The sequence below is a fragment of the Nitrincola alkalisediminis genome (assembly GCF_009821115.1).
GTDB classification, from domain to species: domain Bacteria; phylum Pseudomonadota; class Gammaproteobacteria; order Pseudomonadales; family Balneatricaceae; genus Nitrincola; species Nitrincola alkalisediminis.
The window spans coordinates 49,690-73,432 of the sequence record NZ_VYTY01000015.1; the positions used below are offsets into that span (position 1 = coordinate 49,690).

15 protein-coding genes are annotated in these 23,743 nt (G+C 48.3%); 13 read left to right on the plus strand and 2 right to left on the minus strand.

Going from position 1 to position 23,743, the window contains the following annotated elements:
- Positions 1-19: 19 nt before the first annotated feature.
- Positions 20-781, minus strand: a complete 762-nt coding sequence (locus F5971_RS17115; RefSeq protein WP_036511626.1) for an ABC transporter substrate-binding protein — start codon at positions 779-781, stop codon at positions 20-22.
- A gap of 84 nt (positions 782-865) precedes the next feature.
- Complete coding sequence (locus tag F5971_RS17120; RefSeq protein ID WP_051514445.1) at positions 866-1,669, minus strand: ABC transporter ATP-binding protein; 804 nt, start codon at positions 1,667-1,669, stop codon at positions 866-868.
- 255 nt (positions 1,670-1,924) lie between these two features.
- Here F5971_RS17120 and F5971_RS17125 point away from each other — a divergent pair, with 255 nt between their 5' ends.
- From F5971_RS17125 to F5971_RS17185, 13 genes are all read left to right on the plus strand, one after another.
- Positions 1,925-2,767 (plus strand): CvfB family protein, encoded by an 843-nt coding sequence (locus F5971_RS17125; RefSeq protein ID WP_036511629.1) that lies wholly within the window; start codon positions 1,925-1,927, stop codon positions 2,765-2,767.
- 205 nt (positions 2,768-2,972) lie between these two features.
- The gene (locus F5971_RS17130; RefSeq protein ID WP_193496276.1) at positions 2,973-4,232 is read left to right on the plus strand and encodes a capsule biosynthesis protein; all 1,260 of its coding nucleotides are present in this window, start codon (positions 2,973-2,975) and stop codon (positions 4,230-4,232) included.
- Positions 4,232-4,999 (plus strand): SDR family NAD(P)-dependent oxidoreductase, encoded by a 768-nt coding sequence (locus F5971_RS17135; protein ID WP_036511632.1) that lies wholly within the window; start codon positions 4,232-4,234, stop codon positions 4,997-4,999. Before F5971_RS17130 ends, F5971_RS17135 begins: the two co-directional genes overlap by 1 nt.
- Positions 4,939-6,600, plus strand: a complete 1,662-nt coding sequence (locus F5971_RS17140) for an LTA synthase family protein (RefSeq protein WP_193496278.1) — start codon at positions 4,939-4,941, stop codon at positions 6,598-6,600. Before F5971_RS17135 ends, F5971_RS17140 begins: the two co-directional genes overlap by 61 nt.
- 69 nt (positions 6,601-6,669) lie before the next feature.
- The gene (locus F5971_RS17145) at positions 6,670-14,202 is read left to right on the plus strand and encodes a type I polyketide synthase (RefSeq protein ID WP_193496280.1); all 7,533 of its coding nucleotides are present in this window, start codon (positions 6,670-6,672) and stop codon (positions 14,200-14,202) included.
- The gene (locus tag F5971_RS17150) at positions 14,199-15,530 is read left to right on the plus strand and encodes an aminotransferase class I/II-fold pyridoxal phosphate-dependent enzyme (protein ID WP_036511636.1); all 1,332 of its coding nucleotides are present in this window, start codon (positions 14,199-14,201) and stop codon (positions 15,528-15,530) included. The genes F5971_RS17145 and F5971_RS17150 overlap by 4 nt, the downstream gene beginning before the upstream one ends.
- 139 nt (positions 15,531-15,669) lie before the next feature.
- On the plus strand, positions 15,670-16,080 hold the full coding sequence (locus F5971_RS17155; protein WP_036511639.1) for a DVU3141 family protein: 411 nt from the start codon (positions 15,670-15,672) through the stop codon (positions 16,078-16,080).
- Between the two features lie 31 nt (positions 16,081-16,111).
- A complete protein-coding gene (locus F5971_RS17160; RefSeq protein ID WP_051514449.1) occupies positions 16,112-17,800 on the plus strand; it encodes a polysaccharide biosynthesis/export family protein in 1,689 nt (562 codons plus the stop codon).
- 62 nt (positions 17,801-17,862) lie between these two features.
- Positions 17,863-18,651, plus strand: a complete 789-nt coding sequence (locus F5971_RS17165) for an ABC transporter permease (RefSeq protein ID WP_246187835.1) — start codon at positions 17,863-17,865, stop codon at positions 18,649-18,651.
- Positions 18,648-19,340, plus strand: coding sequence for an ABC transporter ATP-binding protein (locus F5971_RS17170; protein ID WP_193496282.1), 693 nt, complete (start codon positions 18,648-18,650; stop codon positions 19,338-19,340). Before F5971_RS17165 ends, F5971_RS17170 begins: the two co-directional genes overlap by 4 nt.
- Positions 19,337-20,506 carry a KpsE/RkpR family capsule polysaccharide export protein gene (locus F5971_RS17175; RefSeq protein ID WP_246187836.1) on the plus strand — a complete coding sequence of 390 codons (1,170 nt, stop codon included), beginning with the start codon at positions 19,337-19,339 and terminating at the stop codon, positions 20,504-20,506. The genes F5971_RS17170 and F5971_RS17175 overlap by 4 nt, the downstream gene beginning before the upstream one ends.
- Positions 20,507-20,654: 148 nt before the next feature.
- On the plus strand, positions 20,655-23,441 hold the full coding sequence (locus F5971_RS17180) for a coiled-coil domain-containing protein (RefSeq protein ID WP_193496284.1): 2,787 nt from the start codon (positions 20,655-20,657) through the stop codon (positions 23,439-23,441).
- Positions 23,442-23,454: 13 nt separating this feature from the next.
- Positions 23,455-23,742 carry a hypothetical protein gene (locus F5971_RS17185; RefSeq protein WP_193496287.1) on the plus strand — a complete coding sequence of 96 codons (288 nt, stop codon included), beginning with the start codon at positions 23,455-23,457 and terminating at the stop codon, positions 23,740-23,742.
- Position 23,743 lies beyond the last annotated feature (1 nt).

Sequence of the window (23,743 nt, forward strand, 5' to 3'; positions counted from 1 at the left end):
TCAAGCCTACGCTGTTCGATCAATAAATAGAGAAAGGAAAATACTTTGCGTTGATTTCGGCATAGGTGCCATTTTCAACAATGGCCTGAATGGCTGCATTAAAACGCTCTTTTAACGCGGTGTCGTTTTGGCGAACCGCAATGCCGATTTTATCGTTAATATCGATATCTTCGCCCTTAAACTCAAACGCGCTACCTGCCTCAGACGTTAACCAATCGTAGGCTGGGAATTTGTCCGACACCATTCCATCCAAGCGGCCAGAAGCCAAGTCCAGATAGGCATTGTCTTGGGTATCGTACAAGCGCACATTCACCACGCTGCCAAGCGTGTCTTCTAAATACTGCCCCGCAATCGTTGCGCGCTGAGCACCGAGTGTTTTGCCTTTTAAGCTGTCAGCATCGGTTGGCATTTCAGTGCCCTTGGGGCCAACAAATGCCAGTACGTTTGAATAGTAAGGCTCGGTAAAGGCGACTACGCGCTCACGTTCTTCAGTGATCGACATGGAGGCGATGATGGCGTCATAACGGCGTGCTCTCAAGCCCGGAATAATACCGTCCCAGTCTTGCGTGACGATTTCGCAGGTGGCTTGCATTTGCTCACACAGCGCATTTGCAATCTCAACATCAAAGCCACCGGGTTGGCCGCTGCTGTCTATGAAATTAAAAGGAGCATACGCACCTTCGGTCGCAATTCGAATCGTATCGGCTGTTGCAGCGGTTGCCATCAAGGCAGACGACGCAACGAGTGCCAAGGACATCGCAAAACGTTTCGTTTTTTGCATGGTTTGTTTCCTTCATTTTCAGGTTGAATCTGATCGTCAGATCAATCGTCGTAATTATGCACTAAAGCAGTAAAGCCCAAAGTTTTATAAATGGCTAGACAAAAATGCTTTGCAACGATCCGAATTGGGTTGAGTAAAGACCTGAGAAGGTGGGCCGAACTCTTCAACACGACCTTGGTGTAAAAACATCACCTGGCTTGATACATCCCGAGCAAAGCGCATCTCATGCGTTACAATCAACATGGTGCGGCCCTCTTCAGCCAGAGATTGCATCACGCCGAGCACCTCATTCACCAGTTCAGGGTCGAGTGCCGACGTAGGTTCATCGAACAGCAAAACCTCTGGGTCCATGGCAAGCGTGCGCGCAATGGCAATGCGCTGTTGTTGTCCGCCCGACAAGTGGCCGGGATAAGCCTTGGCTTTGCTGGCCAAACCGACTTTTTCGAGCAGAGCTTCAGCGCGTTGGCGTGCTTCGGCCTTAGGGCGTCCTTTAACGACCACTTGTGCTAAGACGATGTTTTCAAGAATGGTAAGGTGAGGCCATAAATTAAAGTTTTGGAATACAAATCCAATTCGTGCACGCATCGACTCAAGTTGGCGGCGCTTACGTGCTTCCAGCTGTCCGTCCGATGTTTTCACCAGTTCCAGTTGCTCGCCTTTGAGGGCAATGCTTCCTTGGGAGGGGTTTTCGAGAAGGTTTAGGCAGCGCAAAAAAGTGGACTTTCCAGACCCGCTTGAGCCGATGATGGAAATCACATCACCCTCGTTGGCGGTTAAAGAAATGCCTTTAAGGACCTCTAGGGTTCCGTAGCGCTTGTATAGGTCGTTGACTTCAAGGGTGGGTATCTTTGCGCTTGCCGCTTGAGTCAGATCAGTCTTGTTATTCATCTAGTTGCTTAACTTTTGGTTGCAATCCATTGAATATTAAAATATTCCATGCTTTTTGAGCTGGTTAGCCTTACTCACGGTCCAATTTTTTTGTTGAGTCACATGAGCATTAATAAATTTAATAGGATAGTAATGTTTTTTATGAGGTGCTGTAAATTGTAATTTTCACAGTATCTTCATATTTTTGTGCTCGCGCTTCGATTTCCAGTCGCTATACTGATACTCTGTGCGCAATGCAATTCTTGGAGAGACAGTGTGGTTGAGTTAGGGCGGTTTAATAAGTTAACAGTGATACGTCAAGTTGAGTTTGGTGTGTACCTTGAAGGGGGTAAGCTCGGCGGAATACTCTTGCCTCAGCGTGAGGTTCCAAATGGTTGTCAGCTTGGCGACACGCTCAGCGTATTTGTCTATCTTGATAGCGATGATATGCCTGTTGCGACAACCAAGCGGCCACGCGTGCAGGTTGGCGAGTTTGCCAGCTTACAAGTTGCCGAAACAAATAAAGTAGGGGCGTTTTTAGACTGGGGGCTGCCTAAGCAATTGTTTCTACCCTTTGCCGAACAGCCAAGACCTGTTGAAAAAGGGCAGCATTGCATTGTTCGCGTCTACATCGATAATTCGGGCCGGATTGCGGCCTCTGCTAAGGTTGAAAAATACCTCAATAAATCTTCGCCTGAGTTTGCAGTGGGTCAAGCGGTGTCCCTGTTGATTTGGCGGCGGACCGAATTGGGTTTACTTGTCATTATTGAGCATGAGGCTCAAGGGATTTTGCACACGCAGGATATTTCACGTGATCTGCGTCCCGGTCTAAAAGTCGAGGGGTTTATTAAGCAGCTGCGCGAAGATGGCAAGATCGATGTGATGTTGGATAAGCCCGGCTATGGTAAGGTTGACCCCATCGCAAAACAGCTCTTAAATTATTTGGAACTAAAAAACGGTTTTTGTGCACTAAGTGATAAGAGTTCACCGGATGATATTAAATCCGTGTTTGGTGTAAGTAAGAAAGCGTTTAAAATGGCAATCGGAAATTTACTAAAGCAAGGTTTGATTCGTCAAGATGAAACGGGCTTGCATCTAGTAAATGCAAGTGTTGAGTAAGGCTTGACATGTGCGTCAAACTCCATCAAGCTTGCGCTAATTAAGTTCGCTACTGTATTAAACTCAGCGAGCCTGGCTGTAAAACGGGCGCAGTGAGACCACAGGGTCTGCGTTGTAAGGATGCGACGCAGGCCACCTCCTCTATGAATTTTGTCTAGCGAATTCCCCTTGTTTTTCGTATCATGTTCCCATCATTAAGTAGTAGATGGCGTACAAGGAATTACTCAGCTTGGGCTCAGTTAAACGTAGTTTTCTTTTTCTACAGGGTGTGTCTACGCCATTTTTTTCAAAGTTGGCCGATTATCTTCAATCTGAAGGTCACACGGTGCATCGCATTAACTTTAATGCCGGTGACTGGGTGTATTGGTTTCCACGTAAAGCAATCAACTTTCGCGGCAAGGCCGAGGAATTATCCAGTTTTATCGAAGACATCTGGTTAACGCACGGGATTACTGACCAAATTTTATTTGGTGACAGTCGCAGAGTGCATCGTGCAGCGGTTGATCGAGCCGAATTGTTTGGTGTTCGTACCCATGTATTCGAAGAGGGGTATTTTCGCCCACATTGGGTGACACTTGAGCGCGACGGTGTCAACGGTCACTCCCGGTTACCGAGAGATCCAGAGTGGTTTCGCGAGGCCTATTTACGATTGCCGCCAGAGCGACCTGTACCCCAAACGTTCTACGCCACTTTTCGTCGAAGAGCTGCCTACGATGTGATTTATCATGCGGCCGGTATGTATAACCCGATTTTTTATCCAGGCTACGAAACACATGCACTGCACCCAGCACCGCAAGAGTACGCAGGGTATTTGTGGCGTTTTGCGCGAGAGCCAGGTTGGAAGAAGAAAGAGGCAGTGTATTTGCGTGAGTTAGTGCAGTCAAAGCGCCCCTTTTTTTTGCTGCCTTTGCAGCTGAATTCGGATGCGCAAATTCGCTGTCATTCACGCTTTCAATGCATGAGCGATGTCATCGATGAGGTCATGTATTCCTTTGCAAAGCATTCTTTGCCTGATCAGCTTTTGTTAATTAAAAACCATCCCCTGGACTACGGTTTTGTGGATTATGAAGGCTTGGTTCGACGTCGCGCGCGTGACTATGGGTTAGAGGGGCGTGTGCACTTTATTCAAACCGGATTTCTGGAATATATTCTTAAATATGCACAGGGACAGGTGGTGGTGAACAGCACATCGGGAATTGTGTCATTGCAAATGGGGTGTCCAACCTTCGCAATGGCCGATCCTGTGTACAACTTGCCGGGGTTGACGCAGTCGGCGCCGCTTGATGATTTTTGGCAAAACCCTCAACGCCCGGATGCTGATTTCTTTCATGCTTTCCGCGAAACGCTCATGTACACCACGCAAATTAATGGTGGATTTTACTCAGCAGAGGGCATTGCGCTCGCCGTAAAAAATGCCGGTAAAGTGTTAAATGCCGATATGTCTCCTTTGGAGCAAGTCTTGTAATGAGTGCTGAAGAACAGTATCGAGTGGTGATTACGGGTGCGACAGGTGCTATAGGTGGTGCCTTAGCCTTGGAGTATGCCGAAAAGGGAGTCCAGCTTATTTTGCAAGGTCGACAGGAGGGGCGTCTTCAATCCTTAGCCGACGAGTGCCGTTTGAAAGGGGCGTGCGTAGAGCTGTGTGTTTTGGATTTATCGGACCGTGCAGCGCTTAAGGTTTGGATTGATCAGCTGGAATCAACGGGGGTGCCTGATCTGTTGATTGCCTGCGCTGGAGTCAATTGCAACACAGGGCCGGATCGTGCAGGTGAGTGCTGGGAGCAAGCGCAAGCTTTGTTGGAGCTCAACATTCTGTCGACCTTGATGCTCACTCATCATGTGGCTCAGCTCATGCGTGTGCGTCGGAGTGGGCAAATTGTGTTGATTAGCTCGTTGGCAGCGGGGTTTGGCTTGCCTGTCACGCCGTCGTACAGTGCCAGCAAGGCCGCCGTTAAGGCCTACGGCGAGGCGTTGCGCGGTGGTTTGGCGTCTTCGGGTGTCGGTGTTACGGTCGTGATGCCCGGTTACGTGAGTTCGGATATGTGCGATGCCATGCCTGGGCCTAAGCCGTTTTTATGGGCGCCGGCCAAAGCTGCCAAGGTGATCCGTAAGGGAGTCGAGCGTAATCGTCCTCGAATCAGTTTTCCATTTCCGCTGAACTGGGGTTGTTGGTGGTTAAGTGTGCTGCCAGCCGCTGTGTCGCATCGAATTGTGCGCTGGTTGGGGTATTGAGTATGGTGTTGGCTTGGTTCGGAGTGTTGCTGTTGGCTATGCTGGCAGAAACGCAGATTAAACCCGGTGTTGGCTCTGTCTGGTCGCGCGCCTTCCCGTTACTGCTGGCTCCGCTCGCGATTTGGAGTATTGCTTTTTTTGCATTGCTGCTGATTCTACAGCGTCCGCTGTTTACGCTGGCATTATTGGCGGCGGCGATGCTGTTGTTGGTATTGGTCAATAACGTAAAGTGGAAAAGTTTGCGAGAGCCTTTTGTGCATCAGGACTTTGAATACTTTACCGATGCTATTCTGCATCCACGCCTTTATGTTCCTTTTTTTGGCGTCTGGCGCACACTGATTGCAAGTCTTGCAGGCGTGCTTGCTGTGGTATTGGGGTTGTGGCTAGAACGCTCCCTGACCCAGCAGTCTTCCGGTTATGCTTGGTTTGGGCGTGCATTTTTGGGCTTATTGATCTCCGTTTTGGTGCTGGTATGGCTGAGTCGTCGTCAAACGATTGTTGTGACGTTCGAGCCAGAGCAAGATTTACAGCGATTGGGCTTTTGGGGGTTGTTATGGCTGTATACACTGCAAGCCTTTACGTCGACTGCAACTGCATCAATTGCTAATCCCTATCAAGGTCGTGCGCAGAGGTCTCTATCGAAAGCGTGCAGTCGTGCCGACGGTCTTCAGGAGCGTCGCGGCTCCGAGTCGCAATTTCCAGGTCCAGATCCCACCGACAAGCCTGTATTGCCAACACTGGTTGTGGTGCAAAGTGAATCCTTTTTTGATCCGCGTCCCGTGTATCCATTCATTAACCCTGATGTGTTGAGTGCATTCGACCGCCTGCGTGAGCAGTCTTGGCAAACAGGTGCGTTGAACGTGCCCGCCTGGGGGGCCAATACGGTTCGGACGGAAAGCGCCTTCTTAACAGGCTTAACACCAGAGCATCTTGGTGTTCATCGCTTTAATCCCTATCACCGCTTTGCTCGAGAAACGCATATTCCGGGGTTGGTGGCCGAGTTAAAGGCGATGGGGTATCGCTGCGTTTGCATCCACCCGTACCCTGCGGGTTTTTACCGACGCAATGAAGTTTATCCGAAGATGGGGTTTGATGCGTTTTACGATATTCAGCACTTTTCACCCGAGCAAAAGTGCGGGCAGTACACGAGTGATGAAGCTGTTGCTGACTTTGCGGTCAAATTGTTGGAAAATACAAACGAACAAATGTTTGTCTACATTATTACAATGGAAAATCACGGTCCTTTGCATTTGGAGTCTCAGCCAGAGGGTCCGCTCAGTCGTCTCTATACTGACATTCCCGACACGAATGCATCAAGCGACCTGAGTGTCTATTTAAATCATTTACAAAATGCGGATCGTATGTTGCAGACCTTGCAGAAGGCCTTAATTCAACTGCCCAGACCTGCTGTGCTGGGTTGGTTTGGCGATCACGTACCCATTATGGAGCAGGTGTATGAGCACTATGGATATCCTTCAGGACAAACGGAATACCTTATTTGGCGAACATTCTCTACAGATACGCCACAACAGGCCGATTTAAATGTAGATGAATTGGGTGTTGCATTGCTGGATGCGTTGGTCTGTCGTATTGGGGAATAATTTCAATTTACCTTTTCTCCCTGATTGTTGATAAAATAGAGTTTTTTGCTCTACGTTGGAGTTTTTTTGATGAAAAGACGTGTAGCCATAGTCGGATGTTCACTGCGTATACCCGGCACGTCAGCCAATAGTTTCTGGCAGGATTTGTTGGAGAACAAAGACTTAGTCACAGAAGTAGATTCCGATCGTTGGGGCAAAGACAGTTTCTTGCATCCGGACAAGCGCCACCTTGGCAGCAGCTATACCTTTGCCGCGGGGAGTTTAGGGGATGTGTCCGGCTTCGACGCCGCGTTCTTTGGTTTGTCGCCACGCGAAGTCACACACATGGACCCCCAGCAGCGTTTGCTACTTGAAATGAGCTGGGAGGCCATGGAAAACGCCGGTATTCCGCCATCTTCAATGCGCGGCAGTCAATGCGGTGTTTTTATAGGGATTGCCAGTGTCGACTATGCCTATCGTTACTCTGACGATATGTCGGCCATTGATGCTAATACGGGTACGGGTACCGCCTCCAGCATTGCTGCTAACCGCATCTCCTATTTATTCGACTTGCACGGTCCAAGTATGTCCATGGACACGGCATGTTCATCGTCTTTGGTTGCGTTTCATCAAGCCTGTCGTGCCATTGTCTCTGGCGAAATAGACATGGCGCTGACCGGCGGGATCAGTTTACACCTGCATCCATTTGGTTTTATGGTGTTCTCAAAAGCGACCATGCTTTCCAAAGCAGGCCGATGCCAAGCCTTTGATGAAGCGGGCGATGGGTATGTCCGCTCCGAAGGTGGCGGTGTGTTCCTGTTGAAAGAGTATGAAGCGGCACTGGCCGATGGTGATCCGATTATTGCTGTGGTCGCAGGCACTGCAGCCAATGCCGATGGCAACAAATCAGGCTTAACCATTCCCAACCCGGCGGCACAAATTGCACTCATGCAAAAGGCCTATCAAGAAGCGGGGATTCGTCCCGATCAAATCACCTACCTAGAGGCACACGGCACCGGTACGTCCGTAGGTGATCCGATCGAAACGAGTGCTATCGGTGAGGCGCTGGGTAAGTCGCGTGCGCAACCGCTGCCCATAGGATCGGTTAAGAGTAATGTCGGCCATTTAGAAACGGCATCGGGCGTTGCGGGTCTGGCCAAGGCGCTTTACTCCATTCATCACCGCATAGTGCCTGCAACCATAAGTGTTAAAAATGCCAACCCCAAAATTCTATTTGATGAATGGAATATTGAAGTCGTTACTGAAAACCGTGCGTTGTCTAAAACAGACCCTATTGTCATTGGGATTAACTCCTTTGGATTTGGAGGCGCCAATGCACATGTGATTTTAACCAGCCCGGAATTCGATGCCTCTGAGCCATCTGTGGATGTGGAAGCGGCGGATGCCGAATGTGACACCCCTTTACCGCTCATGTTGTCCGCACGATCTGATGCCGCCTTAAGCGCCATGACGCGGCAATGGGCGGATCACTTGCTTGAGACGCCAGATTCTCTGTACGACTTGGCTTGGACGGCCGCCTTTCGCCGTGAAAAACATTCGAAAGCGCTTCTTGTGTTAGCCTCTTCCAAGGCGGAGGCTGCTCAAAAGTTAACGCAGTTCACCGACGATGCCAGCACTCAATCTGTGTTTACAGGCGAGTGTTTGGCAAATGCACAAGGCCCCGTGTTTGTGTATTCGGGCAATGGTTGTCAGTGGGAAACCATGGGGAAGCATCTGCTGAATGAATCGGCTGTGTTTCGTCTTGCGGTTGAAGAGGTCAATCAGCATTTTCAAACCTACGCCGACTTTTCAATTGTTGAAGAGCTGCAGGGACTCAATGGCAGCGGGCGCTTTGTCAAAACTGAAGTGGCACAGCCTACCTTGTTTGCCATTCAGGTTGGGGTGACACGTTTTCTGGAAGAACAGGGTGTTGTGCCTGTTGCCGTCACGGGACATAGTGTGGGCGAAGTGGCGGCGGCTTGGGCCAGTGGAGCCTTGTCATTGGCCGATGCAGTCAAAGTGATTTATTTCCGCAGTGCCTATCAGGGTAAAACAGCCGGTGCTGGGCAAATGACGGCGGTGGCCTGCTCCAGTGAAGACATTCAGCTGTATTTAGACGAGCCACGCTTTAACGCCATTAATCTAGCGGGCATCAACTCCGCCAAGGGCATTACCCTTGCTGGCGACATTGAACAATTAACGTTGCTGGAAGCCGAGCTAAAAGACAAAGGCGTGCGTCTAAAACGCTTGGATCTTGACTATGCATTCCACAGTCAGTTTATGGATGTGATTGAAGAGGGCGTGATTGAAGCGCTGGACAGCATTCAGCCTAGACAGACTCGTGTTCCTTTTTACTCCACAGTCACGGGAGCTGAGCTTGAGGGTTCTGAGCTTAAAGCGGACTACTGGTGGCATAACATTCGCCAACCTGTTCTTTTTAAACCATCCATAGACGCTTTGCTTGAGCAGGGCAATAGCGTGTTTGTTGAAATAGGCGCGCACCCCGTTCTAAGTGGCTACATCAACGAAGGGCTCAGAACCCATCAACGCAATGGGCTTGTCATTTCGACCTTGTCGCGTGATGATGACCGTTTATATACCTTGCAAAGTGCCTATGCCAAGCTGTTGCTCAGCGGTGCGTTGACGAATTTCTCGCAGACGTTTCCTGTGACAGGACGTTGTGTTGATCTGCCAAGTTATCCTTGGCAGCGCGAGCGCTTTTGGCACCCCGTAACCAGTGAATCCATGGGATTGCTCTATCGTCATTATGAGCACCCCTTGCTTGGCTATCGTTTAAAGCATCACCCTATGTCGTGGGAATCGGAGCTGGATACTCAGCGTCAGCCTTGGCTGGCAGATCATAAGGTTGGCGACGGCGTGCTTTTTCCGGGTGCAGGCTTTGTGGAATTGGCATTGGCCGCGGCTTTGTCAGCTCAAGCGCGTGATGTGTTGGACGTCGAAGAACTGGAAATTCTGTCGCCCCTGCTATTGAGCGATCAGCACAGTAAAATGGTGCGTTTGCACCTGCTGTCAGACTCAGGTCAGTTGCGGGTTGAATCGCGTGAGCGTGGCTCAGATGAAGAGTGGAACACCCATCTGCGTGGGCGAGTCATCGCTCAATCACGGGGCTTGTCTTTGGCGATTGAGCCGCCTGCATTGCCTTCGCGTGTGCCTGATTTTACGCGAGAAGCCCACCTGCAAGCCGCCAGCACAATTGGTCTCGATTACGGCCCGGCTTTTCAAGCGGTGCAATCCGGTTGGGTCGATCAGGATCAGGTGATTGGTCGCTTTGATCTGTCGCCCGAAGTGAGGGCAAGTTTGCCTGACTTTGTTTTGCATCCGGGTGTGCTGGATAGCGCGTTCCAGCTCTTTATTCCCCTGCTTAAGCAGCATGCTCAAGAGTATGAAGGCTTGGCCTTTGTGCCGACGCAAGTTGGGCGCATTCAAGTTGCGGTGGAGCATCAAGGCAGCTGCCCAGTATTGACGCGTGTTCGACTGTTAAAGCGCTCACCGCACTCTTTATTGGCGCGTGTCGAAATGTTCAACGAGCAGGGCAATGCCTTGGCGGTGTTGCAAGATGTGCGCTTTAAAGCGGTTCCGCTGCGCAAAACCCAACAGCAGGCCGTGAGTTGGCTGAACTACTACCTTACGCCAGCACCTTTGCCGCACATGCGTCAGCCTCTGTCATTGTTGACAGAAGACGTGCTGAACCACTTCAAACAAGGCTGTGAAAAAGCCTTTAGTAAAGATGTGTATGCCACCGATATTGAGCCGCTGCTCGATAGCATGGCCGATGCGATTCTGGGGCAGGTTTTCGAGTCCTACGCCGATGAGCGCGGACATATTCAGGACTGGCCAGATACACCTCTAGCGCAACGCTTGCTCCAGCGTGCCGAAAAGCAAATGTTGCTTGAGAGTACTGAAGAGGGCTGGACGTTGATCACGCCACCTGAAGTGGGGGCCGATGAAATCTGGAATGCGCTGGTGCAAGAATACCCGGCCTATTTCTCGATGACGCATTTAATGGGGCGCTTGAGTTTAGGCTTAGGTGCCTATCTATCAGGTGATGCAGACAGTCGTGAGTTGGAATTGACGCAAGAGCGCTACTCCGAATTACTCAAACAAATGCCGGGTTCAGACGCCGTTGATTTGCTGACCACCCAGATTTCGAACTGGTTGGCGGCACAAACCCCCAGTCTTCCCGAAGGTGAGCGCCTGTCGATCATTGAGATGAGTTCAGGGGCGCCCTTGTTTGGTGAAAAAATTGCGAAAATGATCGATTTCAACGTTGCGGATTATGCGTTTGCTTCGTTCCAATCGGATGCCATCAATCAAGCCAACCTGATACTCGAATCTTACCCGCTGACCGATGTTGTGCCTTTAGACGACGGCCAGTCTCGCTTGACGCTGTCACAGGGGCCGCAGTTGGCCATCGTCCACTTGGATGCGATGAATCTGCATGAAGCCCAAGCCCAGCTCAAGCTCTTGAGCGAATCCTTGATGCCCGGTGCCGAACTCTTGGTCATTCATCATCATCCCGCGCTGTGGCTGGATTTTATCTACGGCTTACAAGACGAGTGGTGGATCGACAGTCATCAGTCGCAACAAGCCAGCGCTGAGCAATGGTCTGGCCTCTTGTCTGAAATGGGATGGGTGGTTGACGGGCGTGTCGATCTTCAACCTATGTCCAGCGGCTGGTTGATGACGCTCTGTCGTTTGTCTGTGGTGCATCCGCAGGTTCAACTGGCAGGGGGCGAATCAAGTGACTCCGACCGTGAAGAAGAGCCAGAAGTGAAGCGCCAATGGTTCTTTATCGAAGACGCTTGTACCGATGAGCACACGGCGCTCGGTTCGGCCCTGGTCGGTGTGATGGAGGCTCACCAGCAATCGGCGGAATCCTTCACCGATATTGAGAGCCTGACACAGCGCGTGACCGAATGCTCTGGAGAGGGTGTGCTGCACTGGGTCTTGATTGCCGAGCCGCACCAGCAGGTGATTGACTGCAGCGTTGCGCGTTGCAGTCAGTTGCTCGATATATTGCGTTTGTCTGAATCCTTGAGCTTGCCGGTCTCCATCTGGGTGGTGACCACGGGCGTGGGCGCAACCTTGCCCGTGGATCAAGCGCTCAGCAAGCAAGCCTTTGCTGCATCCGACACCTCATTGGCCAGCGCAATGGTGTGGGGCTTTGTTCGCACCTTAATGAATGAAGTGGGGCAGACACAACTGCGTCTTATCGATGTGCCGAGCATTTCACCTAGCCGTCATATTCTAATGGCATTGGTTGAATCCTTGCTGTATCCAGATGCTGAAAATGAAATTGTCATCAGTCCTTCCGGTGCGCGCTTGGCCACACGCCTGCGTATTGAGCCTCCAACGCTGGGGCTGGCATCAACTCAATCCAATACGAGTGAGCATGGCGACGCTCTGACGCTGGGCTTTAAGCTCCCGGGCCAACTGCGCAATTTGGCGTGGCAAACTAAAGCACTCAGCCCAATGGGACCCAGAGATCTCACCGTCAAAGTTAAGGCGACAGGTCTTAACTTCCGTGATGTAATGTATGCCTTGGGGTTATTGTCTGACGAGGCCATCGAAAACGGCTTCTCGGGTCCAAGTTTAGGGCTGGAATTTTCGGGTTATGTGCTGGATGTGGGCGATGAAGTCACCGAGTTCTCTAAAGGTGATCGTGTTGTGGGCTTTGGGCCGTCCAGCTTTAGCACGACCATTGTTACCTCGGCCGACACGCTCTCCATCATGCCAGAAGGGTTGGGGTACGAAGCGGCGGCGACGATTCCAACCACCTTCTTCACGGTGTACTATGCCCTCAAACACTTAGCACGTATGGAGCCAGGTGAACGCATCCTGATACATGGTGCTGCTGGTGGTGTTGGCGTAGCGGCGATCCAGATTGCGCTATGGTTAGGTGCTGACATATATGCCACGGTTGGTTCACAAGAGAAGCGTGATTTCTTAACGCTGATGGGCGTCGATAAAATCTATGACTCGCGCTCGCTGACTTTTGCCGAAGAAATCCTGGCTGACACCCCAGACGGCAAAGGCGTAGATGTCGTTTTAAACTCTTTGGCAGGCGAGGCCATCAATCAAAACCTGCGAGTGCTTAAGCCCTTTGGACGTTTTCTAGAGCTGGGCAAGCGTGACTTCTACGAAAACACCGCCATTGGGCTGCGTCCTTTCCGCAATAATATCAGCTATTTCGGTATCGATTCCGATCAGCTTATGAAAGAAAAGCCCGCGCTTACGCAACGTCTCTTCCGAGAAATGATGGCACTGTTCGAAGACGGTCAGTTTTTTGCCTTGCCGTACAGCCTGTTTAGTGCGGATCAGGTTGTTGAAGCCTTCCGTTACATGCAGCAAGCCAAGCAGATTGGCAAGGTCATTATTAACTATCCACAGCGGCCCAAGAGCAATGCGCCGTTGCTCAGTCAGCCTGTATCACCGCTGATGTTAAATCCCGATGCAACTTATCTCGTCACGGGTGGTTTGGGTGGTTTTGGCTTGCGAACCGCACAATGGCTGGTTGAAAAGGGCGCGCGGCACCTTGTCCTTGTCAACCGTTCGGGCATCGCGCAAGAAGACGCCTGCGCAACGCTAAAAGCGCTTGAAGCGCAAGGCGTGCAAGTGGTGCGTCGTGCCTGTGATGTTACCCAAAAAGCGGCCATTGAAACGCTCTTATCCGAAATCGAAGCGCACTTGCCGCCTCTAAAAGGGGTGGTGCATGCGGCAACGGTGTTTGAAGATGGTTTGGCGCTCAACCTAACTGAAGCACAAATACGTCAGGTGTTTGAGCCAAAGATGCAGGGCGCGCTGTATTTGCATGAGTTGACACATAGCCTTGATCTGAATTTGTTTGTGCTGTTTTCATCGGCAACAACCCTGTTCGGTAATCCAGGGCAAAGCAATTATGTTGCGGCCAATCTTGGCTTGGAAGCCTTGGCCAGTCTTCGTGAACAGCAAGGCCTTGCTGCCACTTGTGTTCGCTGGGGGGCAATCGACGACGTGGGCTTTTTAGCCCGCAATGAAAAAATCAAAGAATCATTGCAAAGCCGCATGGGTGGCGATGCACTTAAGTCAGACGTGGCCTTGTCTATTCTCGACATTCAGCTGCAACGCAACATCACCTTACTGGGTGTCATGGAGCTGGACTGGAGTGCCTTAAATCGCTTCTTACCCACGGCAGACTCACCTAAGTTTAAAGAGGTGGCCGCTTTTGCCGGGGATCTTGATCAGGATGCGGAAGGGCGTGCGTATATAGAGCATTTAATGCATACCCTCTCGCCAGAGGAATTTAAAAGGGCCCTTATGGATATGTTAAAAACGGAGTTGAGTAAGATTTTGTTAATTTCAGAAGATAAAATTGACACGGAACGTTCAGTGTATGACATGGGCTTTGACTCGCTTATGGGCGTTGAGCTTATGACAGCCATCGACAATCGGTTCGGGTTGCAGTTGCCCGTTATGGCATTGAGTGAAGCCTCTTCGCTCTCTAAATTAAGCCAAATGCTGATTGACAAGCTTCAGTCCGCCGAAGCAACCAGTGACGATGTGACCCTTGCACAAATGGCACAGAGTCATGGAGTTGATGTTGAAGGAGCGTTGGCTGAATGAAGCGTAAAAACTTATCCGGTCAGCTTAAGCAAAAGCTGATCGAGCGATCTATGCAGCGTAAGCTTGAAAACGCGCAAGATGACAGTCAAGGATTGCTCGAAAAGCTCACGCTCTCAGGTAGCCAGCGTCGCTCTCGATTTGTCGACTTTACGCGTCATCCTGCTCATCAGCAAATCACAATTATGCGCGAAGGTGCTCAGCGCTTAGGCGTGAAAGATCCCTTTTTTCGCGTGCATGAAGGTTGCGCAGGTGCCACAACACGCATTGACGGGCGAGAGTGCATTAACTTTGCCAGCTACAATTACTTAGGCCTATCTGGCGATCCGCGTGTCAATCAAGCCGCGATTGAAGCCGTTGAGCGCTACGGAACCTCGGTCTCTGCCAGTCGAATGGTGGCGGGCGAGCGTCCTATCCATCAAGCCTTAGAGAGCGAAATAGCGGACACCTATGGGGTCGATGATGCTGTAGCGTTCGTCAGTGGCCACGCCACTAACGTATCGAGCATTGGCTTTTTAATGGGGCCAAAAGACCTCATAGTGCATGATGAATACATCCACAACAGCAGTGTGGTGGGTGCCCAGCTGGCCGGATCAAAGCGGATTGCCTTTAAGCACAATGATATGCGCTCGCTTGCCGATATTTTAGAAGCGCAGCGTCCACACTTCGAGCGGGTGTTAATCATTGTCGAAGGGCTATACAGCATGGACGGCGATTTTCCTGATTTGCCAGAACTGGTGAGCTTAAAAAATCGCTATGATGCTTGGCTAATGGTGGATGAGGCTCACTCCTTCGGCGTGATGGGCTCAACCGGTATGGGTCTGCGTGAACATTTCGGCTTGCCGGGGCACGTGGTGGACATCTGGATGGGGACGTTTAGTAAAACCCTTGCGGGCTGTGGTGGCTATATTGCAGGCAGTCAAGCCTTGATTGATATGCTGAAAACCCTATCTCCTGGTTTTTTATACAGTGTGGGTTTGCCAGCCCAAGTCGCGGCCCCCGTCTTGGCCAGTTTGCAAATTCTGCGGCAAGAACCTGAGCGAATTGTCAAGCTTAAGCTGATCTCGGATTACTTCTTAGACAAAGCCAAGTCTAAAGGATTCGATACAGGCCATAGCTTGGGGTGGGCCGTGGTGCCAATTTTGACGGGTAGCTCGTTAAAAGCAGGGCAGCTCTCGGTTGAATTGTTTGATCGCGGTATCAATGTGCAACCGATTTTATACCCAGCGGTGCCTGAAAAAAGCGCACGTTTGCGATTCTTTTTAAGTTCGCAGCACAGCTACGAGCAAATTGACTATACATTAAACAATTTGTCTAAAATTTGGCAGTAATTAAACGATTGACTCAATTTTTACTAGCCGCAAAGTCTGAATAGGGTTACCATTTCGTTGCAGTTTTGCTGAGAGAGAATAAGAAAAGTCTTATTTAGCGAAGGTAACCCCTAAGGAATACACGGGAGACAAGGTCATAATGGTTTCAATCTCTTCAGCTCATACCAAGGCATTGGTCTTGGGCTCATTTGTTTTTTTATTGAGTGCATGTGCTCAGTTCCCACAAACGCCTCAACACGACGCTGCACACAGTACCCGCACGGTTTTGTCACCCTCTGTTTACCCCCCATTACCAGCTGATATCAGTCAATATTTTTCAGACAGCCTTCAGGCATCCTTGATTGCTTTGCCCACGTCACCTTGGGGAAGTAATGTCGAAATCGAACTGCAAGATGCCTATTTTGCTGCCAATGGTCGCTTATGCCGGGCTTTCTTTGTTCGTGATATATCGGGCCAAGCCTCAGAGCGCTTGGCATGCCAAACCTCGGCTAAGCAGTGGCAAGAAGTGCGGCCAGTAACTCGAATTTTAAATACGTCAAGCCATGGATAACCTATCGCCATCGCGCCTAGAGAAACGGATTATGTTGCGTAAAACTTTTCAACGTGTTGTTCTGATCAGTAGTGTGCTTATGAGTGCTTGGGCAGGTGCCCAAAGCCTGACCGACTCCGGTATTTTACCCTCGGGTGACCGTGCCATTGCCGTGCCCGAGCGGGTAGAGGAACAAACCCGTAGCCAGTGGAATACTGGCACCTACGGTCCGATACCTCCTAGCACTATCACTGGCGAAATTCGCCCCTTTGGTTCACATTTGTTTACGGGCGGTTTTAGTGGGCTGCGTTCCGATGGCTTAAATGATGACTACGTGATAGCGCCGGGCGACCAAGTGACTTTGCGTGTCTGGGGTGCCATTGAGCTCGAACGTGTATTGCCCGTTGATGCTCAAGGCAACATTTTTATCCCATCTATTGGCCCCATCAGTGTCAAGGGACTTAGTAACAGTCAACTGAACGGGCGCGTCAAGTCGGCTATCCTTAGTGTTTACCCTGAGAATGTGAACGTCTACACCAACCTGCAGGGCGTACAGCCAGTTGCCGTGTTTGTTGCTGGATATGTGACACATCCGGGGCGTTACGCAGGTACACCCAATGACTCCTTATTGTACTTTTTAGACCAAGCGGGCGGTATTGACGATCAACTGGGCAGTTACCGTCGTGTGAAAGTGCTGCGCCAGAATAAAGTCATCGCTGAAGCGGATCTGTACGACTTTTTAATTGAAGGCAAGCTGGTTCGGCCACAATTTAAAGACGGCGACACCATCTTGATTGAAGAGCGTGGCCCGAGTGTGACTGTAACGGGCGATGTTCAACGTGAATACCATTATGAATTAAACCCCTCTGACTTATCCGGTGAAGCTTTATTACGCCTTGCGCGTCTTAAATCCGGTGTGTCGCATGTGTTATTAAGAGGCGGGCGTACTCAGGGCCCGATTTCGGTGTATTACGATATTAGCGAGTTTCCACAGCAACGTTTGCAAAGTGGGGATGAATTACTGTTTAGCGCGGATCAACGTGACGAAACAATCGTGGTGCAGCTCGAAGGCAGCTTTTACGGCCCTTCACGCTATGCTTTGCCGAAAGATGCTCGCTTGCATGAACTGCTGAGCGCCGTTGCGGTGCCGCAAACCCTAACCGATGTTAACAGCGTGTCTTTGCGTCGTGTGAGTGTGGCAGAGCGGCAAAAGCAATCCTTGCTGGATAGCCTCAACCGCTTAGAAGCGACCTATTTAGGTGCCTCTTCATCGACAGCTCAAGAAGCACAGATTCGGGTGACGGAGTCTGAGTTGATTTCGCGCTTTGTGCAAAAAGCCTCGCAGGTTGAGCCAACAGGGCGCTTAGTTGTCGCGCGTAACGATCAAATCAGCGATATACGCCTGCAAGATGGCGACATCATCACACTGCCAGAATACAGTGATGCCGTGTTAATTAGCGGTGAAGTGCGCGTGCCTCAATCTGTTGTCTTTACACCGGGATTAACGGCCTACGAGTACATTGAGGGGGCCGGTGGCTTTACCCAGCATGCGGACATGAACCAAGTGCTGGTAATTCGCCAAAACGGTGAAGTCGTGGAAGCTCGGAACATTGTGCTGCGCGCAGGTGACGAGATTCTTGTCCTGCCGAAAGTGCCGGTTAAGAATCTGCAGTTGGCCTCTGTTATCAGCCAAATTGTGTTTAATATGGCCGCTGTTGCAAAAGTGGTGTTGGACCTGTAAACCCATCGGAATTTGAAGACGTCAGTGCTGGCTGACGTCTTTGTTGTAAAAGGGAGCCAGTTGTGAAAAAACGTACGCCTTGGCAAGTGACGAGAGCGGTTTGGTACGCCATGTTTATGCGCGAGGCCGTCGCACGCACCATGGCTGACCGTATGGCGTGGTTTTGGATGTTGGCTGAGCCGATTCTGTTTGTATCTATCATGATTTTCGTGCGAACAGTCATCCTTGGGCGTAGCCGTATGCTTTACAATGCTGACTTTGTGCCTTGGCTAATTGTTGGTTTGCTTGGATTCTTTCTATTCAGAGAAAATATGATGCGCTCGTTAGGAGCGGTTGAAGCAAACAGTGGACTATTCGCGTATCGTCAAGTTAAGCCTGTGGATTCAGTATTGGTGCGTTGCTTTTTAGAGGGAGTTCTAAAAAGCTTTATTCTGGTGCTGTTTATCTTGGGTGGTTATCTCTTAGATTTAAAACTCATTCCCGATCTAGCTTTAGAAGCTATGTTTGCTTGGGTTTCCTTATGGTTGCTGGGGCTTGGCATAGGTCTAGTGGTGTCTGCTCTTGCAGGTCTTGTGGCTGAAGTGGGGATTATCGTTAAACTTTTATCTTTCCCACTGATGATTTTGTCGGGAGTTATACTTCCCGTTACTATGCTTCCACATTTTCTTCAGCCGTATGTGCTAATGAATCCAATCGCTCATGGAATCGAAGTTCTTCGTCTCGGTTTTTTTGAGCACTATGTTACCTTGCCAGGTATTAACCTCTTGTACCTTTGGTACTGGATCATTGGCAGCATCGCTCTTGGCTTGCTGTTGCACATCCGTTTTGAAATGAGGTTAAAAGCACAATGATCAAAATCCATAAAATGTGGAAGCGCTATCACCACCACATCGCCAATGATTGGATTTTAAAAGATGTGAATCTCATTATTCCCAAAAAAGTCAGCGTGGGTCTTATCGGCCATAACGGTGCAGGTAAATCAACATTGCTGCGTTTAATCGCGGGCATGGATACACCGACACGTGGCAATATCTGGCGCAAATGCAGCGTGTCTTGGCCCATAGGCTTATCCGGTGGTTTCAAACCCTCCATGACTGGACGTCAGAATGTCAAATTTGTGGCCAGAGTGATGGGCGGGGGTGATGACGAAATTCAACGCGTGATAGCGTTTGTGCAAGATTTTGCCGAAATCGGCAAGTCCTTTGACGAGCCTGTGCAAACTTATTCGTCGGGGATGCAAGCGCGTTTACGCTTTGGCTTGTCACTGGCATTTGATTTCGACGTGTATTTGTCTGACGAAGCAACGGCCGTGGGGGACAAAGCCTTTAAAGAAAAAGCCACCAAGGCCTTTAAAAAGCGGGTGGGCAAGTCCAGTTTGATTATTGTTTCGCACAGCGAAGGGATCATCAAAGACCTGTGTCAAGCCGGGGTATGGGTACACGAAGGTAAGGCGCGTTGGTATGAAGATGTCAACGATGCGTTAAGTGATTACACCGACAGTTTAAAAAATCGCACAATTAAGGTTCCGACAGCATCATGAGTGATTCTTCCGTTTACAAGGGCGTTCGTTTGGCAAGGCATCAACAGGGTAAGATTAATCCCGTTAGCTTGCAGGCCATAAAGCGCTACCCACATTGGTTCTTAGCCATCGTCTTGTCCATTATTGTCGGTTTGTATTGGAACCTGGTGGCCACCCATCGCTATGTGTCGGAAGCCAACGTGGTATTAGAAAGCCCACAATTAGCCGCCCCAACACTCACCTTTCAATCCTTGATTGGCGGCGGTGGTGCACAAGGGCGTGGTGATATGCTCCTGCTGAGAGATCATTTGTTGTCCGTGGATATGTTAAATAAGCTGCAAGCACAACTGGACGTTCGTGCTCACTATTCTGGCCAAGGTGGCCACTCCATTGACTGGTTAAGCCGAATGCGTCGAGCTGATTTACCGATGGAAGACTTTCATAAATACTTTAAAAAGCGAGTGTCTGTTGAATTAGACGATTACGCGCAGGTGTTGCGTGTGCGGGTTGAGGCCTTTGATGCAGAAACGGCACAAAGTATTGCTCAACTCTTATTGGCGGAAGGCGAGCAGCACATGAACAACATGGGCCAACGCCTTGCGCAAGAGCAAATTCGGTTTTTAGAAGTACAAGTGAATGAGTTGAGCGAGCGTTTTGATGAAGCCTTGGGCGTCTTAATTGATTATCAAAACCAAAGTGGCTTAGTGTCACCTCAAGGCACAGTTGAAAGCATTAATGCAGTGGTGGCAGGGCTAGAGTCTCAGTTAGCCAACCTACAAGCACGTCGCAATGCTCTTTTAAGCTTCCAAAGCGCAAGATCACCCGAAGTGGTTCGGGTGGACAGTGAAATACAAGCATTGAATCAGCAAATCAATCAAGAGCGTGCGCGTATGGCGCAGGCATCAGGTGGGGCATTGAATACCATTTCGTCTGAATACCAGTTGTTGGAGATGAAAACGCAGTTTGCGAAAGAAAGTTACGCAGGGGCATTGGCAGCCTTAGAGAACACTCGAATTGATGCGGCGCGCAAGCTCAAACAGATTTCAGTCCTGCAAAGCCCAAGTTTGGCTGAATACGCAATAGAGCCCAGACGCGTGTACAACACGGCTGTCTTTGCAATTATTGCGTTGTTCTTAGCCATTATTACGCAAATGCTGGTGTTGATCATTAAAGATCATTTGGATTAACCCGTTTAACCTTGGCTGTCTGTCGCAGCCTGTTTGACATCGACAGATCCTTTCCCGAGGTTGTTGCTGAACTGTCAGTACCGCGACCGGGCGGTAGCGTACCAAATCTATACCGAACTTTTGTCAAAGTGCTCAAAATGGAAATCCTATGCAAAATATAAAACTAGATCAGTCAATAAAAACGGTTGTTCATCTAGGAGCAGGGTACTGCTCTGAGCTTGCCTTTTATCAGGATTCAAAAATTGAGCGAATCATTTTGGTTGAAGGGGATACTGAGATTGCTCAAGAGTTAAGAGAAAGCTATCAAACTATTCCATCCGTTGAAGTGGTAGAAGCTGTTGTTGATGTAGATGCTAATACAAAACCTTTCTTTGTCTTTTCATTAAGTGAGTTGAACAGCGTAAGGAGAGCGACAAGCCTTACTGAATTTTTTCCAAGTGTACGACAGCTCAGCAGCGTGGAAAAAAACGTTCAGGACATTAATACTTTAGTTCAAAACCTTAAAATAAGTGAAGGTGCTTTGTTAGTTGTCGATTTGCCTGGTATTAGTTTAGACGTTCTTACACATCTTGAGGTACACGATCAATTATCCGTCTTTACTCAAGTTTGTGTACATGCGAATAGATCCGCTCTGTATGAGAGTGAGTCTACGGCTGATGAGCTCAAGAGTTGGATGGAAGAGCAAGGGTTTATTATTGAGGCTAAAGATGAAAACACAGACTTTGATCGACCTGTGTTTGTTTTTCAACGTAGCGCTTTGTTTATTAAGAATAAAGAGTTGCAGGAAGTAAATACTAATTTGATAAAGAAAGTCGCTGAGCAGTCTGATCTTCTATGTACTGAACGCAAAGAAAAAGCAGATTTGTCTAATAAGCTTAATGAAGAACAAGAAAAATTTTCTACGTTACTTGCAGATCATTCAGCGTTGTCAAAGCGGAAAGAAAGTTTGGATGATGCCGTTAGTCAGCTTACAGAGCAGCTAAGTCAACTGAAAAGTGAGTTAGATGCGACGACACTAAAGAAGAATGAAGAAGTTGATCAATTAAAGAAAAAGATTGTAGATTTAGAGTCTATTCATTCGTCAGTTTCATCTGCACTCGATGATTTAAAAGTAGAACATGGTGCTCAGGCTGATCTTTTGTCTACTGAGCGGGAACAAAAAGCAGACTTGGCTAATCAACTTAAGGAAGAGCAATCTAAGCTCGCTGCGTTATTCGCAGATAATTCGGTTTTATCAAAACAGAATGAAAGTTTGGATGCTACTGTTAGTCAGCTTACAGAACAGCTAAGTCAAGTGAAAAGTGAGTTAGATGCGACGACACTAAAGAAGAATGAAGAAGTTGATCAATTAAAGAAAAAGATCGTAGATTTAGAGTCTATTCATTCGTCAGTTTTATCCGCGCTCGATGATTTAAAAGTAGAACATGCTGCTCAGGCTGATCTTTTGTCTACTGAGCGTGAACAAAAAGCAGATTTGACTAAGCAACTTAAGGAAGAGCAATCTAAGCTCTTTGCGTTACTCGCAGATAACTCGGTATTATCTAAACAGAATGAAACTTTGGATGCTGCTGCTAGTCAGCTTACAGAGCAGCTCAGCCAAGTAAAAAATGAGTTAGAAAAGTCTGCACTTAAAAATAATGAAGACGTAAAACAATTAAAAATCCAGATTGAAAATAATCATGCTCAAAAAAATACTGAAGTTGAAGGGTTAAAAAAACAGATATCAGAGCTACTTGTTGATCTAGATACAAAAAAATTAGCTATAGTTGGGCTTGAAAAAAATATTAGTGATCAAGTCCTAGTGTTACAAAGTGAAAAAAAATCGAAAGTCGAATTGCAAGAAACCTTAAAGAAAATACAAGCTGACTCTGAAAAAAAACTATCAGATCAGAAAGAAGCTTATACTAAAATTAAAGATGAGTTGGATAAGACAAAAGCAAAGCTTGATGAAACGCACCAGTACTTTATTAATCGTCGAAAGCAGGCCGAAGAAGGGGAAGTTAAAATTAAAGAGCTTTCTGTTATAAATGCATCTCTACAGAAAGAGCTTGATCATGCAAAGACCTTAATAGAGAACGAAGCCACCGCGAAAAAAAACTTGGATTTGTTGGAGTCTAAACTTGTAGATCTGCTAACCAAGCAAAGTGAGCAAATTAATCAAAATACCAATGCGCTTGGACAACATGTCACTCGAATGGTTACGAATTCATCAAAGCAGATTGAGTCATTTGTGGGTTTGCAGAGTTACTTTGCAAATGATGGTCAGCCTTTAGTACTTCAAAATACAGGGCTGTCCTCGGATTTGGCTTTGTATCTAACTGAAAAAATACATTCAACGAATTTTGATTGTATTTTGCAATTTGGTACAGGTGCAACCACCCTGTTACTTGCCAAGGCGCTTCGTAAACAGAAATTCCAAAAATCTGAAAATCATAAGCTAGTTGTTCACGATCAGTTAGACATGGAAAAGTTAGATACTTTGCCAAGGCATATCATCTGTTTTGAACATGATAAAAAACAGACATCACAGCTTCAGACTGATCTAAATAACAGCTCATTTCATAATCTAGTAGACCTTAATTTTAGTCCGCTGGTTGATTATAGACATAAAGGTGAAGATTTCTTGTTTTACGATTGTAAAGCAAAGTTGCAACATCTTGCCCATGTTTTTAGCCAGCGAACTGCAAAGTTTCTTGTGTTAGTTGAAGGGCCAAATACACTTGATGGCTGTCTATCACGCTACCCCGTTTTAACGCACTTACTCAAATACCTGTCTGCTCATCAGTTGCAAATACTAATTGTTGATAAAGACAATAGTTTCAATGCAGAAACTGAAAAGCGTTGGGACGAGTTGCTGGAAAAAAGAGAGTTGGTGTTTAGTAAAAAGAGGCTAGCACTTACTACGAATACTCTCTTACTAAATATAAATGTTTAATATGGAAATAATCATGGGGACTTTGATTAAATTAGCAGTTGAAAACTTCAAACAAGGAAACTATCAACAGGCAAAAGAGTATTACCAAAAAGCCAGTGTGGCCTATGGTGAAGAGCTCTTTAAAGAAAATATTATTATTTGTGAACGCTATTTATCATTAGATACGTCTTGTGCTTTATCTACCGATCAAGAATCTGTTACAATTTCTGAAAAAACACAGTTAATTCAGACACAAGCATTACTCGAGTACTATTACACGCAGTGTCAGGAACTTCAACACAAACTTATGGATGTTAAGTGAA

Coding starts and splice junctions, on each gene's coding strand:
- F5971_RS17185 (WP_193496287.1), top strand. CDS start 23,455: ATGGGGACTTTGATTAAATTAGCAGTTGAAAACTTCAAACAAGGAAAC.
- F5971_RS17150 (WP_036511636.1), top strand. CDS start 14,199: ATGAAGCGTAAAAACTTATCCGGTCAGCTTAAGCAAAAGCTGATCGAG.
- F5971_RS17135 (WP_036511632.1), top strand. CDS start 4,232: ATGAGTGCTGAAGAACAGTATCGAGTGGTGATTACGGGTGCGACAGGT.
- F5971_RS17145 (WP_193496280.1), top strand. CDS start 6,670: ATGAAAAGACGTGTAGCCATAGTCGGATGTTCACTGCGTATACCCGGC.
- F5971_RS17175 (WP_246187836.1), top strand. CDS start 19,337: ATGAGTGATTCTTCCGTTTACAAGGGCGTTCGTTTGGCAAGGCATCAA.
- F5971_RS17120 (WP_051514445.1), bottom strand. CDS start 1,669: ATGAATAACAAGACTGATCTGACTCAAGCGGCAAGCGCAAAGATACCC.
- F5971_RS17170 (WP_193496282.1), top strand. CDS start 18,648: ATGATCAAAATCCATAAAATGTGGAAGCGCTATCACCACCACATCGCC.
- F5971_RS17115 (WP_036511626.1), bottom strand. CDS start 781: ATGCAAAAAACGAAACGTTTTGCGATGTCCTTGGCACTCGTTGCGTCG.
- F5971_RS17180 (WP_193496284.1), top strand. CDS start 20,655: ATGCAAAATATAAAACTAGATCAGTCAATAAAAACGGTTGTTCATCTA.
- F5971_RS17160 (WP_051514449.1), top strand. CDS start 16,112: ATGTTGCGTAAAACTTTTCAACGTGTTGTTCTGATCAGTAGTGTGCTT.
- F5971_RS17155 (WP_036511639.1), top strand. CDS start 15,670: ATGGTTTCAATCTCTTCAGCTCATACCAAGGCATTGGTCTTGGGCTCA.
- F5971_RS17130 (WP_193496276.1), top strand. CDS start 2,973: ATGGCGTACAAGGAATTACTCAGCTTGGGCTCAGTTAAACGTAGTTTT.